This window comes from Bacteroidales bacterium MB20-C3-3 (genome assembly GCA_035609245.1).
Classification (GTDB): Bacteria; Bacteroidota; Bacteroidia; order Bacteroidales; family UBA932; genus Bact-08.
In genome coordinates, this window is record CP141202.1 from 55,248 (window position 1) to 68,181 (window position 12,934).

Annotated in this window: 13 protein-coding genes; 2 read left to right on the forward strand and 11 right to left on the reverse strand. The window is 40.8% G+C overall.

All coding sequences use genetic code 11. The features are described 5' to 3' along the window. Window positions 1-282: 282 nt before the first annotated feature. From U5907_00270 to U5907_00320, 11 genes are all read right to left on the reverse strand, one after another. The gene (locus U5907_00270) at window positions 283-1,332 is read right to left on the reverse strand and encodes a 4Fe-4S dicluster domain-containing protein (protein WRQ33100.1); all 1,050 of its coding nucleotides are present in this window, start codon (window positions 1,330-1,332) and stop codon (window positions 283-285) included. Further along, window positions 1,329-1,610 carry a helix-turn-helix domain-containing protein gene (locus U5907_00275; protein ID WRQ33101.1) on the reverse strand — a complete coding sequence of 94 codons (282 nt, stop codon included), beginning with the start codon at window positions 1,608-1,610 and terminating at the stop codon, window positions 1,329-1,331. The genes U5907_00270 and U5907_00275 overlap by 4 nt, the downstream gene beginning before the upstream one ends. A gap of 12 nt (window positions 1,611-1,622) precedes the next feature. Further along, on the reverse strand, window positions 1,623-3,359 hold the full coding sequence (locus U5907_00280; GenBank protein WRQ33102.1) for an FAD-dependent oxidoreductase: 1,737 nt from the start codon (window positions 3,357-3,359) through the stop codon (window positions 1,623-1,625). Between the two features lie 11 nt (window positions 3,360-3,370). Next, entirely contained in the window at window positions 3,371-4,666 is a 1,296-nt protein-coding gene (locus U5907_00285; protein WRQ33103.1) for an FAD-dependent oxidoreductase, read from the reverse strand. A gap of 2 nt (window positions 4,667-4,668) precedes the next feature. Beyond that, window positions 4,669-5,067, reverse strand: coding sequence for a hydrogenase iron-sulfur subunit (locus tag U5907_00290; protein WRQ33104.1), 399 nt, complete (start codon window positions 5,065-5,067; stop codon window positions 4,669-4,671). Window positions 5,068-5,078: 11 nt separating this feature from the next. Then, window positions 5,079-5,339 (reverse strand): sulfurtransferase TusA family protein, encoded by a 261-nt coding sequence (locus tag U5907_00295; protein ID WRQ33105.1) that lies wholly within the window; start codon window positions 5,337-5,339, stop codon window positions 5,079-5,081. Between the two features lie 64 nt (window positions 5,340-5,403). Then, window positions 5,404-5,937: a DsrE/DsrF/DrsH-like family protein gene (locus tag U5907_00300; protein ID WRQ33106.1), complete on the reverse strand. Its 534-nt coding sequence runs from the start codon at window positions 5,935-5,937 to the stop codon at window positions 5,404-5,406. Between the two features lie 119 nt (window positions 5,938-6,056). Beyond that, a complete protein-coding gene (locus U5907_00305; GenBank protein ID WRQ33107.1) occupies window positions 6,057-6,641 on the reverse strand; it encodes a hypothetical protein in 585 nt (194 codons plus the stop codon). Window positions 6,642-6,667: 26 nt separating this feature from the next. Beyond that, window positions 6,668-8,008, reverse strand: a complete 1,341-nt coding sequence (locus U5907_00310) for a hypothetical protein (protein ID WRQ33108.1) — start codon at window positions 8,006-8,008, stop codon at window positions 6,668-6,670. 47 nt (window positions 8,009-8,055) lie between these two features. Continuing rightward, window positions 8,056-8,454: a hypothetical protein gene (locus tag U5907_00315; protein WRQ33109.1), complete on the reverse strand. Its 399-nt coding sequence runs from the start codon at window positions 8,452-8,454 to the stop codon at window positions 8,056-8,058. A 139-nt stretch (window positions 8,455-8,593) separates the two neighbouring features. Beyond that, window positions 8,594-10,270 (reverse strand): hypothetical protein, encoded by a 1,677-nt coding sequence (locus tag U5907_00320; protein WRQ33110.1) that lies wholly within the window; start codon window positions 10,268-10,270, stop codon window positions 8,594-8,596. Window positions 10,271-10,686: 416 nt separating this feature from the next. Between U5907_00320 and U5907_00325 the strand changes: the two genes are divergently transcribed. After that, window positions 10,687-12,135: a tryptophanase gene (locus U5907_00325; GenBank protein WRQ33111.1), complete on the forward strand. Its 1,449-nt coding sequence runs from the start codon at window positions 10,687-10,689 to the stop codon at window positions 12,133-12,135. A gap of 112 nt (window positions 12,136-12,247) precedes the next feature. Continuing rightward, window positions 12,248-12,925 carry a Crp/Fnr family transcriptional regulator gene (locus tag U5907_00330; protein WRQ33112.1) on the forward strand — a complete coding sequence of 226 codons (678 nt, stop codon included), beginning with the start codon at window positions 12,248-12,250 and terminating at the stop codon, window positions 12,923-12,925. Window positions 12,926-12,934: the final 9 nt, after the last annotated feature.

Genomic DNA, 12,934 nt, shown 5'->3' on the forward strand with positions numbered 1-12,934 from the left:
ATAAATGTATAGACAATCCACCTGTCAGGTCACCTGACAGGTGGATTGCTTATGTTTAGGTAATCAGCGTGTTACAGCGGTGCGAGTATATATATAGATTACTTCTGGTCTTTGACATGGGAAACTTTAGGTCAACCCGCGGCTTCTGCTTGTTACAATGCCACGGGTTGCAATAAGCACTCCGCCCTGAGACCTGCAGGAGCCTCCGCCGCAGACTGCAGGGCAGCCGAGGAGGAAAAGCTCCTGCAGGTCTCAGGGTGGAGTGCTTATTGCTGCGCCTGGTTACTTGCTCTTCTGCAACTTGTCAAAGTACATCGCAAATGACCTGTAAAGGAAGTGGGTCCATTTACCGAATGGTACTATGATTAGTGCCCACTGCGCCAGGATGGTGAAGTGGAAGAGGAAGAGCCAGAGGTTCCCGGCCAGGAGGTCAAGGTCTATGAAGAGTCTTACTGCAAATGCTGTGATTCCCATAAGGAAGAGCCAGATAACGAAGAACCAGTCAGATGGCCGGGAGTGTTTTGCAACCTCCTGCTTCTGTTTGATTCGGCCCAGCACAAATATGAATGTCACTGCAAATACAATTGCACTTACCACATATCCCAGTATAACTACGAACATACTCTCTGTTGAGAACCAGTCAAGGAATACGGTTGTGAATAGGAGTGTCAGGTAGCCGATCACAAGGATAAGGTGGGCGAACCATCTTGCCTGGTTGTCGTCGCAACCTAAAGCCCTCTTTTGTGTGAACATGTGGATAAAGAGCTCGCTCATGGATGAGGCGTAAACCTTCACCGGGAGTTTGTAGCCCGGCTTTATCACTGTCAGATACCACATTCTGATGATGTTCGGAAGGAGGATAACTGCAAAGACTCCCATAATTGCAAACATCTCAAAGTAGTGGGCTGTGTGCATAATGCGCTCCATGTCAAAAGATTCATAAGCTGCATATCCAATCACTCCTGCAAATACCAGAACCATCGCAATAATCGTAACCAGCGATGATCTGTAGAATAGTCCGGACAACCCGGTCCAGTCATAACGGCCTGTGAGCCACCTTCTGAGGGACATCATCAGCTCGCCAGGGTTTGCTGTTTGCGGGCAGCTTGTTGAGCATTCGCCGCAATAGTAGCACAGCCATGGTTTAAGTGAACTTTCAATCCCTTTCTGGTCTCCTGCAGCGCTGAGTCTCACCATTGAACGCGGGAACGAGTCCTCACTGTTTGTAAGCGAGCAGACAGCGGTACAGGTTCCGCAGTTGTAGCAGCGGTTGAACTCTGTAGCTCCGTATTTTTTTAGTTTTTTACCAAATTTTGTATCTAACCTGCTCATTTTGTTTTCAGTTTATAGGTGAAGTACTCATCCATGTCGTCCACTTTACCTGTTGCAACAAAACCAAACTTAGCCAGTGACATTGTTATGTAGAGTGTCTTTGCCCTGTCCATTCCGGTTGCTTTGCTCAGTTGTGCAATGGTCTGCTCGCCCTCTTTAAGGGCCTCAAGGATGCTCTTTTTATCTTTGTTGAACTGTTTGAGATTATCCTTTACCTCGTCTGACACCTTGTGCGTTTCACGAAGGATTTTTACTGTCATACTTTTTTCTGTAGCCATAATTTCTCCTTGTTATTGTGCCAAAACATCTATCATACTCTCCATCTCTTTGTTTGTGAAAGAGATCAGCTCTATTGAGTCACTTGGACAAACCGGCAGGCACATTCCGCAACCTTTACAGTTGCTCTTGTTTATTGCCGCCACAGATTTGCCGTTGTGGTCAATCATACTCACCGCGCTAAAAGGACATACATCCGAACAGGCTGTACACCAGTTGCAGGTTTCGTTGTCAACATAGGCCACTATCGGCTCAAGCTCCAGTTCTCCCAGACTCACGAATGAGTGGGATTTTGCGGCTGCGGATAGTGCCGAATTCACCGACTCGGCCACATTTTTAGGTCCCTGGCAGGTTCCTGCTATTGTGATTCCGTCGATTACGGTCTCTACCGGTCTGAGTTTAGGGTGTATCTCGTTAAAGAACTTGTCGCGACCTTTAGGTAGTTTCAGAAGGTTTCCAAGAGCAGTATCTGAATCAGGAACCATTCCGGTTACAAGAACCAGAAGATCTGCAGCAACCTCGGATTCGCTCTTGTCAGAGAGAATATCAATTGCCTTAACAAGTACCTTTCCGTTCTCCTCTGTAACCACTGGCGGCTTTTTGTCAGGGAACTGGATATAGACATCGCCCTTATCGTTTGACTCTTTGTATATAAGCTCCTGTTTTCCGTAGGTTCTCACACCTCTTGTAAAGTGGAAGTTGTCCACATGAGGGAACTTCTCTCTTACATCAAGGGATGACTGTATAGCGGCAGTACAGCAGTAGCGTGAGCAGTATTTATTCTCACCCTTAACTTGTCTGCTTCCTACGCAGTATATGTATGCAATTGACTGAACCTCTCTGTTGTTGTAATAGAGGTGCATTGTTCCGTCTGCATCGGCTTTACCACCCTCAGAAATCAACTTTTTAAAATCCGGCAGGGTAATGACATTTTTAATATTGCCGTAGCCGAATTCGCCTTCTGCAGGGGTGTATGAGTTGAAGCCTGTTGCAACAAGGATTGAACCCGCCACAAACTGCTTTACCACCTCGCCCTGGGATCCTTTAATGGTCACATCCACCTTAAAATCTCCGATGTTTCCGCCAGTAGAGGTAACCTCGGCATTTGTAAGGAGGGTGATATTTGGCTCTGCTGCAATCTCTTTCTCAAGTCTTGCCAGCAGCTCCCTGCCATCGGTCCCCTCTGGGCTTATCCTCTCTAAGGCCGATAGGTGTCCGCCTACTCTTGCCTCTCTTTCGATAAGATATACCTCGTCTTTCATTCTTGCCAGAGATATTGCAGCCTTCATTCCGGCAACGCCTGCTCCAATTACGGCAACAGATCTCTTTGACTCAATTATAATTGGTTCAAGGGATTCGGCCAGACGGGCCTTTGCAATTGCTGCCTTAACAAGGTTGATAGCCTTCTCGGTAGCTCCCACTTTGTTGTCTGAATGGGCCCATGAGCCCTGCTCCCTTATATTTGCATGGACATAGTTGTATTTGTTCAAACCTGCTCTTTCACTAACGCCTCTGAAGGTTGTAAGGTGTAGTTTTGGTGAACAGCTTGCCACAACTATTCCGCTTAGGTCGTTCTCTTTGATGTCCTGCTCCATATCCTTCTGATTGGTATCACCGCAGGCAAACATGGTGGTCTTGGCCAGTACCAGACAATCCTCGTCCTTAACAGCCTCCCTCACCTTCTCAATGTCTACATAGTCAGAGATGTTACCTCCGCACGCGCATATGTATACTCCTAATTTCTTTTTCATCTCTTTCAGGTTTAACTGTTTAGGTAACTGATTGCCTCGGTGGATGCGCATCCTGCAGAGAGGATGGAGTCCGGGATATCTTTTGGTCCGGTGGCTGCTCCTGCAACAAATACCCCCTCAATGGTGGTTTTTGCAGGGCTTAGCAGAGGGTCACTCTGTTTAACATATTTAAGGTTATCAAGTTCCAGCTTCTGGGTCTTGAATAGTGACTGAGGCTCCTCGTTTGGTTTTGCACCTACTGAAAGAACCACAAAATCGTGCTCCGCCTCTTTTAGCTTACCTGTTGATACATCTTCGTATCTGAGTACAAGATTACCGTTCTCCTTTTCCGATATTTTGCCGATTTTTCCCTTTACCAGCCTTACACCCATAGCAACCGCCTGCTCGTAGAACTCATCGTATCCTTTGCCGAATGCGCGGATGTCTATGTAGTAGATAGTGATGTCTGCCATCGGCAATGCACCCATAAGAAGTTGTGCCTGCTTTATGGAGTACATACAGCATATCTGAGAGCAGATTGGGTTCCCCATTGAGTCGTCTCTTGATCCGGCGCAGAGTACATAGGCGATTTTGTCCGGAACCTTACCGTCGCTCGGCCTTAATATTGTATGGAATGGCCTTGTGGGTGCAAGAAGTCTCTCCATCTGCATTGATGTGATAACATTCTTTCCCTCCTGGTAGCTGTATCTTTTTACGGTTGAAGGGTCAAATAATTCAAAGCCTGTTGCAACTATGGCTGTCTTTACGCTTACCTCATAGTGTTTAGGTTTCATTGTGAAGTCAATGCAACCCGGAGGGCACACCTTTTCGCAGGCGCCGCAAAGTGTACAGTTGTCAATATCTATTGCTGCAACCTTTGGGCTGCAGATGCTGAATGGTATATAGGCAGCCTTACGACCCACGAGTCCGTACTGGAACTGGTCCTTTACAATAACCGGGCAGGCCTCTTCGCAAAGCTGGCAAGCTGTGCAATCCTCTTCAACAACATAACGCGGTCTTCTTGTTACCTTTGCTACAAAGTTTTGCTCTCCAAGTTTTTCGATTGACTCTATATCGCTTTCAGTAAATATCTTAATGTTCGGGTGTCTGGAAATTTCAGACACTTTGGGTGTGGTTATGCAGGCCGAGCAGTCCAGGGTTGGGAATACCTTGCTGAGCATAATCATCTTTCCCCCTACGGAGAGGCTCTTCTCCACCACCAATACCTTATAGCCGTTGTTGGCAAGGTTCAGGGCAGCTTCACCTCCTGCAATTCCTCCGCCTATGACAAGTGCGTCATAGGTAAGTTTAATTCGTTCTGTCTGCATAATTACTGGATTTCCTGTTTTAATAATATTTCGTTAAAGCTCTTAACCTGCTTAACGAATGATTCGCTGCACACCGAACAGATGGCAGCCATTCTCAGGCGTGATGGCTCAATATTCTGGGCCTTCATCATTTCGTGGACCCTCTCTACAAGATGACCCGTCTTCTCTGTGCAGCTCTCGCCATATGAGCAGTCGCTTCCGTCTGCAGCAATGAATACTCCGTCAAACCCCTTTTCAAAGGCGCGAAGAATCCATCTCGGCTTAATTCCGCTTGAACACCTTACCGGAATTGTGAATACCTCCGGCGGATAGTGTAATTTGAGAAGACCCGCCATGTCAATGGCGGGGTCGGATATTTTTTCTGTTGAGAAGACCAGGATTTTTGCATTCCTTTTGCTCATCTCAACTATTTTTAGATTTCGTTCTTACGCATGTAAATTTTGAAGTAACCATTCTCCTCAACGGTTCCCAGGTAGTCGTGTCCCTGTTTTGAACACCATTTAGGTATATCTACCTTTGTTCCTTCGTCGGCAGAGAGAATCTCCATAATTTCGCCCTCCTCTATTGTTCCAATGGCTTTTTTTGCCTCGAGCAGTGGTCCGGGACATGCTGTTCCTCTTGCGTCAACACTCTTATCTACGTTTAGTGCTTTTAGTTCCTCTTGTGTCATCATAATTCAATTGTTTTTATTGTTAATGAAATTTTTTGTTTAATTGTTTGCAATCTGTTTTTGATTGCTAAATGAATAATTGCGCAGCGCTTTCGCCGGCATCAGCCACAAATGTTGCTGCCCCTGCATACGAAAGGTGAGGGTAATCAATGAACTCCTCTTTTTTGAAGCCCATCAGACCCATTGACATCTCGCATACGATAATCTCAATACCAAGTTCTCCAGCAGTCTTGAACATCTCGTCAAGTGAGAGAACATTGTTTTTCTTCATAAGGTGCTTGATCATAACCGGGCCCATACCAAGCATATTCATGTTTGAAAGTTTAAGAGCATTTTTGCCCTTTGGAAGCATTATCCCAAACATTTTTGAGATAAAGTTCTTTCCCTTGGCGCTCTTTTTCTCATCTCTGAGTGCACTTAGCGCCCAGAAGGAGAAGAACATCTTTACCTTTGTGTCCATCGCTGCTGCAGCAATACCAATAATCATCGAGGCCATCACCTTATCCAGGTCGCCCGATACCACAGCCATAGAGAGCTGGTCTTTTCTGGCATTCTCCAGTTTGTCCACCCTCTTTTTCAGCTTATCCAGTTGTTCTTGCATCTCTTTGAATTTAGATTGTTTATATCCGTTTACAAAGAAAGCCCATTTAGCCATGCAAGCCGGCCAAACCCCAATGATATGAATACGGGTCAGGATGTGATATGAATCACAAAAAAAGATTACAAAGAGTCAAAATCTACCCTATAAAACCAAGACGGAATATAGTCGTACCACTCCTTATATTCCTGAGGAATAACAAATTTTAGCTCTTCCCTGAATCTCTTCTCTAATTGATATATCCTTTCCGGCTTAAGATTTTTTAGAATGCCAGGATATGTTTGAAAACGGAATTTGATATTTAATATTTTTCCGTTAAGATCAAGTGCCACTGCATATTGAAGACAAGGTTTAGCTAAATGATATACTTTTGGATTCATTGACTCAGGATAAGAGTTTTTTAAAGCCGTAATCTCCTCTTTAGAAAACACCTCTTTAATGATCTCTGCATCTTTACTTTCTTGAGCCAATTTAACCTTTTTGAAAGCGCCAATACTCGTTGAGTACCCCTTTTTGGTAACTACATAGTTTCCCAGAAGTGAATTATGGATATCTCCTATTTCAAATATTGTTCCCCCTCCAAAGTCCCATTTTAATTTATAGGTTATTTCATTTATCTGAATTGTGTCCTTTCTCTCTATCAGACTTTGAGCAAAAGTTAATGAGTAGAAGCAGACAGATAATAGAATCATAATAAACTTTTTCATGATGATTTATTTTATTGTTGATGTTATTACAAAGGATTAGCAATTTGGATGCTATAGCAGGCCTGGAATATGTCTCTTATTCTATCAAAAGATCTATTTAATATATTTTCTGTATAATTGCTATATGTTTCACTGTAGCCTCTTACAGCATCTGCCAGAGCTAAATAATTTTCAGATGTAGGATCTTCTAAATAATAATCAAATAAGATCCATTCTATATCACCGGGAAGCATAAGCCCTTTATTCATTGAAAAAATATAGTATGCCATAAATGCTTCTATCTCGGTGTTTAAATTATTAGATAACATCAGGTTTTGTTCTTTTTGAAGAGCATGGACAAGTTCATGTATTAAGTCATTAGCATTTGGTGTATTAGTTTTCCATGAAATGATATGTCCATTATTACTTGAGTAGGCATATGATAAACTATAAGTTTGATTTGGATTATGATTTATGTATATATTTCCGGAAATATTTGAAACAATACTGTTGCCTGCACAAGTAGCATATAATTCTTCAATTTTATCTTTTACTGATAAACTCTCTTCATCAAATTTGATTTTATCATCCGGAGATTGGTTGTCGTTAGAATCAACATATCCACCCCCTTCGGACCCTGAGCCTCCTCCTCCTCCTCCGGAATATGGATAATCAACGGTCCAACAGTTTATCTCTTCATTTACTTCAATATTTGATATATCCATTGCAGGACTATTATTATATGTCCACTCAATCCAACTTATATGATAAGTGGATTGACAGTATGTAACAGAGTTTTTTGTAGGGACATTATGACTTGAGACCCTAAGTTTTGATATTATTTTCCCCTCTTCATATTTCCAGCCACCAACATATTGTCCTTCTAAATTTTTATATAATACAAGACCGTCAAATTTTCTGTCTCTAAAAAGATAAGTCATCTTTGCTAAAGAATTACCGCTATTTCTTACAAACTTCTCTGATGGTACAACAATCATAAAAAACGCCCTGTAGATTCCTTGATTGTTGGATTCAATGACCAAAGATTCCTTATTGACTAAAGACAATATTTCCTGATTACTAGGTTTATGTATAAATAATTTAGTCGAAATAATATCTTGGAAAAGATATGATAATGGAACCTCTAAAGTTTTGGAAGTGTCATTGTGAAATATAAGTCCTTTTTCCCACATGGGCATCCATTTGGCATTGGATTTCGTCAAAAAAGAGTTCTTACTTAACCAGTTTATTGACTTTTTAATCTCTTCCTCTTTTTTTACAAAATAAATTTCCTGAGAAATAGGTGTATTCGTTGGTTCAATTTTTTCACAAGAGATTATTAACATTGTAAAAATCAATTTTAGTAATACAAAAGATAATTTATTCATATTAATATGTGTAAGTTATTATTTTTTTGTTTCCCTACCATGCCTATTTACAGCCAATCGTATATTTTATCGTTCATTAGTTCAATTTCACCAACATATTTGTCATCATCGCTTATTATGACGATATTGTAATAACCATGAACAGTAGTAATAAAATTGTATTTATGAATTGAACCATCGCAGATAATTGGTGATAGACAAATAATATTACCCAGATTATCAATTATATAAAATATATTATTGCTTTGCAGTTTATTAAATGATATTGAGATAGTATTATCCCCATAATTTATCCACACAGATGGTAATGCATTCAAAGTTCGAGGTCCGGGATTCACTGGCTCAGTTTTTCTCATCTCTACCTCAGTGCTGTTGCTTTGAGAGTACAAGGAGATTGTTGAAATCCAAAAGAAAGAAATAATTAACAGGATAGATTTAATTTTCATATAATCAAATTTTTATATATCCAAAAATACTTACAAAAGACTACCTATCAGTCGAAATCACTGATAATATTTAGTCATTTTTGGATCTGTAAAAATTTGATTACTAACGATAAATAGTTTTAGGAAGTCATTGCGATTGTTAGCTGGAAATTATCCTAATTTCACCACTGATATAATCGTCAATATTTGATTCAATTTTCATCTTTTGCGTGAGGCGTTTTTTTCTTCCATAAATGGATTTTTCGTTTGTATAATTAAAAAATACAGTCATTTCTATAGCAGAAAAATTACAACAAATAAGTGCAATTAGTTTTAAATCATCTGAATTTAATTCAGGGTGTTTTTTTGCAAGATGATCAATGATTCTATTATGCTGAACATTAACAATATCAACAAGGTCATTTAATACGCCCTCATCGAGATTATCTGTCCTAATAATTGATTTAAAATGCTTGATAAAGGCCTTAGGTGTGGACTCATATCTATATGAAAGATCTATTAATTGTCTGATTGTATGTAATTTTCTATCAAGGAATTTTTTTAATTTTTCTTCATTACTGATTGTGGTAGAGATTTCGCAATTTAGAGTATTTGCCCTCATTAATGAGCTGGATTTCAACTGTTCTAAAAAAAATCGGATCTCCTCAAGTTCTTTTTGTTTCCTTTTTATAATAAGTAACTCCACAAATAATAAACCGGCAAAAAATATTGATACTAGAATAATTACCAAAAGTCTGGATTGATTTTTGATTTGCAGATCTTGGTTTTTAATTACCAATTTCTGATAGTCATATCTTTTTTCAACATCGTAGATATCCATCTTTCTGGCACTATTTATAATTGAATCGGATATTCGCTGTGACAATGTGAAAAAATCAAATGCTTTTTTAAAATCGCCTGATTTCTCTGCTATAATTTTATTAGTAAGATAATATGATAGAGAATCATTCTTTCTGATATTTATCAATCCGGAATAATGGTAAGCAGAGTCAATCATGTAAAGAGCTGCATACGATCTACTCAGACAGTTATATACTTCGTCAGATAGTGTTGAGTTATTTTTGTTTCTGATAATAAACAGACATATCTCCTTTGCTGTTTTGTAGTTACCATCTAAATAATAAGTATTGGCCAGCAATGCCTTATTGTAGAGTAAGCTTACCGAATCCTCTCGCTGTTGTGCCAGTTCAATTGCTTGGTTAATATAATAGTATGCGCTATCCCTGTTTGTTTGCCCCACTCTATAGTGTTGTCCAATCAGACTTAGTATGGAATTAAGATTTGCGTAGTGCCTCGCTTTGTTGAAATAATCCTTTGCATTTTTATAGTACTTTATATCTTCGTTGTTCTCAATCAATTTCTTTGAATACAACATCCCTATTCTTGAATTGATTAGTCCTTTTAGTAAAAAATCAGAACTCTCAGCTGATATCTCTTCGGCCTTTTTGTACATCTCCATTGCCATAGTATTCATGTACATCTCCTCAAGAGAAATACCCTTATATATAAGTGATTTTGCATACTTATCCCATTCTTTCTCATGTAAATAATAATCAACTGCTAGAGAAATCAAAGAGTCATTAACTATAGGGAGGTAATTTTTATGAAGGCATTGGGTATACAAAAGGGCGTAGTAGGCTTTTTCCTGATTTGTTTTAAGTGCACTATATCGGATAGACTTCAATATATTAAGTGAACTGTCAGGCAAATAGTTCATTAAACTATCTGCTTTTTCTAAACTAATATACACATTACTGTTGGTAATGCAGGATATTATTATAAGTGCTGCAAAAATAAATATTACTATTTTTCTCATAATAATAAATTTCAAATGGATATAATCATTTGGATTGCAATATAATCACTTTTCCTCTGAGGCAGAGTTGTGGTTTTAAATTTTTTCCATACATTTGCAAACGATGAAATTTAACAGCACATATTATTACTCGTATTACTACTTCAACAGGGGTTGATACGGGATTGATATGTTATGAAACCATATTTGGCTCCCGTTTTTGGGGGCCTTTTTTGTTTATAATGAATATTAACCGCGCATATTACTACAGCTATTATTATTACCGCACTTACAGGGGTTCGGCCGTAGTACTATTGTGTAATTCTGAAACATAACCACAGAAAACATAAATGAAGTATATGAGTCCGGGCCCGCAGCCCGGACTTTTTTATTTAATAACTAACTAACAAATTACTTAACATTTAATCATTCAATTTATGAACGAAATTAAATTCCACACAGGCGAAAACATTCCCCTGGAACTTCACAAGGTAAGAATCGTCCAAAAGTTACATCTTATTCCGGTGGAGGAGCGGCTGGAGGCGATTAACAGATCGGGCTTTAACACATTCAAACTGAATACCCGCGAGGTCTTTCTGGACATGCTAACTGATAGCGGCACAAACGCAATGAGCGACGAACAGATGTCGGCAATGATGAGGGCCGATGATGCCTATGCGGGCTCTCAGAGTTTTGAGAGGCTGCTGGAGGCTGTGCGTGAGGTTCTAGGCGCCGGGCATTTTCTGCCTGTCCACCAGGGGCGTGCAGCGGAGAATATTATTTGCAGGGTTTTTCTCAAGAACGGAAGTGTTGTTCCCACAAACTACCACTTCACAACTTTTCAGGCGCACACGCTGGACAAAGGGGGGCGGATTGAGGAGCTGCTCTATGAAGATGCACTTAAGATAGAATCGGATAATCCCTTTAAAGGGAATATGAATATTGAGAAGCTCAGCGCCTGTATAGTTGAGAATGGCCCTGAGAATGTTCCCTTTATACGGATGGAGGCTTCAACAAACCTTATAGGGGGGCAGCCCTTTTCGCTCGCAAACCTGAGGGCAGTTAGGGGTGTAGCAGACAGATTCGACATCCTACTGGTGCTGGATGCCAGTCTGATAGGGGAGAATGCATACCTTATCAAGAGGCGGGAGGCCCAATGGCAGGGTGCTCAGATAGGGGAGATTATCAGGGAGATGACCTCGCTTGCTGATATTGTTTACTTCTCTGCCAGAAAACTGAGCTCGTCAAGGGGTGGTGGAATTTGTACAAACCGAAGGGATCTTTACTTGCAAATGGAGACCTTGATACCGCTCTACGAGGGTTTCCTGACATACGGAGGAATCTCTACCCGTGAGATGGAGGCAATGGCAGTGGGATTGCGTGAAACCCTTGACGAGACTGCAATTTCGCAAAGTCCCAGATTTATTGAGTTCCTTGTTGATGAGTTTAAAAAGCGAGGTATCCCTGTAGTAACTCCTGCCGGAGTCCTTGGCTGCCACATAGATGCAAAGGCATTTTGCTCTCATGTGCCCCAGAGCCAATATCCTGCCGGTGCACTTGCTGCCGCCCTCTTTATCGCCTCCGGAGTCCGCGGAATGGAGCGGGGAACCCTCTCATCAGTACGGGACCAAAATGGTAATGATATTCTTGCCGATATTGAGCTGCTCCGCTTAGCTGTGCCGAGGCGCGTCTTCACCCTCTCCCAGCTTAAATATGTAGTTGACCGTGTTCAGTGGTTGTGGGAAAACAGGCACCTGATTGGTGGCCTCACCTTCTCCTATGAACCCGCCGTTCTCCGCTTCTTTATGGGCGAACTCCAACCCGTAGGTGACTGGCCGCAAATCCTTGCCGCAAAATTCCGTGCGGACTTTGGGGAGAGTTTGTAGTCGCACAGCAAATTTGCCTCAGAGGAAAAGTGTCAAACAACTGAATATTTGACACTTTTCCTCTGAGGCAAATTGTGTTTTGGGTTTTTACTATATTTGTAAAAAATGAACAATGGCGAACAACTGTCAGTTTTGCGAATACAAATCACCGGCGGAGGAGAAGTTGTCAGCAGAGGAGCTTAAGATGTTATCTCCAAATTGCCTGACCGTAAAATTTAAGAAAGGTGATGTGATTATAAGGCAGGGAACATACTCTACTAATGTTGCCTATCTTAAAAAGGGGCTGGCCAAGATTCATATTGACGGCCCATATCATGTTCAGGTGGTGAGGATTGTTAAGCCTAGAAATTACCTCGGCCTACCCACTACTTTTGGAGATAAGATAAACCAGTATTCGGTGACAGCGATTGATGAATGTGAGGTTTGTTTCATAGATATTACAGTATTCCGTAAGATGCTTGAGACTAATCCTGCATTTACCAATCAGATTATGATTGAGTTGTGCAAAAGCGAGCTCGAGTCATATCAGAAATGTGTGAACCGGACTCAGAAGCAGACCCGCGGTAAACTTGCCGATGTACTTCTGGAATTCGCAAATGTCATTTTTAAAAATGACGAATTTACACTTAATGTTACTCAGGAAGAGATTGGAAATCTTGTGGATGCCTCTCGTGAAAGTGTCTCCAGAGTATTCACTGAATTTGGAAAAGATGGGATTATTGAGATGAACGGCAAATCGGTGAAAATTCTGGACAAAAATGGCCTGATGACAATTAGCAAGAATGGATAAATAATTCTG

What these genes read in the sequence shown, in the direction of transcription:
- U5907_00270 (WRQ33100.1), bottom strand. Translation starts at nt 1,332, where the DNA reads ATGAGCAGGTTAGATACAAAATTTGGTAAAAAACTAAAAAAATACGGA.
- U5907_00275 (WRQ33101.1), bottom strand. Translation starts at nt 1,610, where the DNA reads ATGGCTACAGAAAAAAGTATGACAGTAAAAATCCTTCGTGAAACGCAC.
- U5907_00280 (WRQ33102.1), bottom strand. Translation starts at nt 3,359, where the DNA reads ATGAAAAAGAAATTAGGAGTATACATATGCGCGTGCGGAGGTAACATC.
- U5907_00285 (WRQ33103.1), bottom strand. Translation starts at nt 4,666, where the DNA reads ATGCAGACAGAACGAATTAAACTTACCTATGACGCACTTGTCATAGGC.
- U5907_00290 (WRQ33104.1), bottom strand. Translation starts at nt 5,067, where the DNA reads ATGAGCAAAAGGAATGCAAAAATCCTGGTCTTCTCAACAGAAAAAATA.
- U5907_00295 (WRQ33105.1), bottom strand. Translation starts at nt 5,339, where the DNA reads ATGATGACACAAGAGGAACTAAAAGCACTAAACGTAGATAAGAGTGTT.
- U5907_00300 (WRQ33106.1), bottom strand. Translation starts at nt 5,937, where the DNA reads ATGCAAGAACAACTGGATAAGCTGAAAAAGAGGGTGGACAAACTGGAG.
- U5907_00305 (WRQ33107.1), bottom strand. Translation starts at nt 6,641, where the DNA reads ATGAAAAAGTTTATTATGATTCTATTATCTGTCTGCTTCTACTCATTA.
- U5907_00310 (WRQ33108.1), bottom strand. Translation starts at nt 8,008, where the DNA reads ATGAATAAATTATCTTTTGTATTACTAAAATTGATTTTTACAATGTTA.
- U5907_00315 (WRQ33109.1), bottom strand. Translation starts at nt 8,454, where the DNA reads ATGAAAATTAAATCTATCCTGTTAATTATTTCTTTCTTTTGGATTTCA.
- U5907_00320 (WRQ33110.1), bottom strand. Translation starts at nt 10,270, where the DNA reads ATGAGAAAAATAGTAATATTTATTTTTGCAGCACTTATAATAATATCC.
- U5907_00325 (WRQ33111.1), top strand. Translation starts at nt 10,687, where the DNA reads ATGAACGAAATTAAATTCCACACAGGCGAAAACATTCCCCTGGAACTT.
- U5907_00330 (WRQ33112.1), top strand. Translation starts at nt 12,248, where the DNA reads ATGGCGAACAACTGTCAGTTTTGCGAATACAAATCACCGGCGGAGGAG.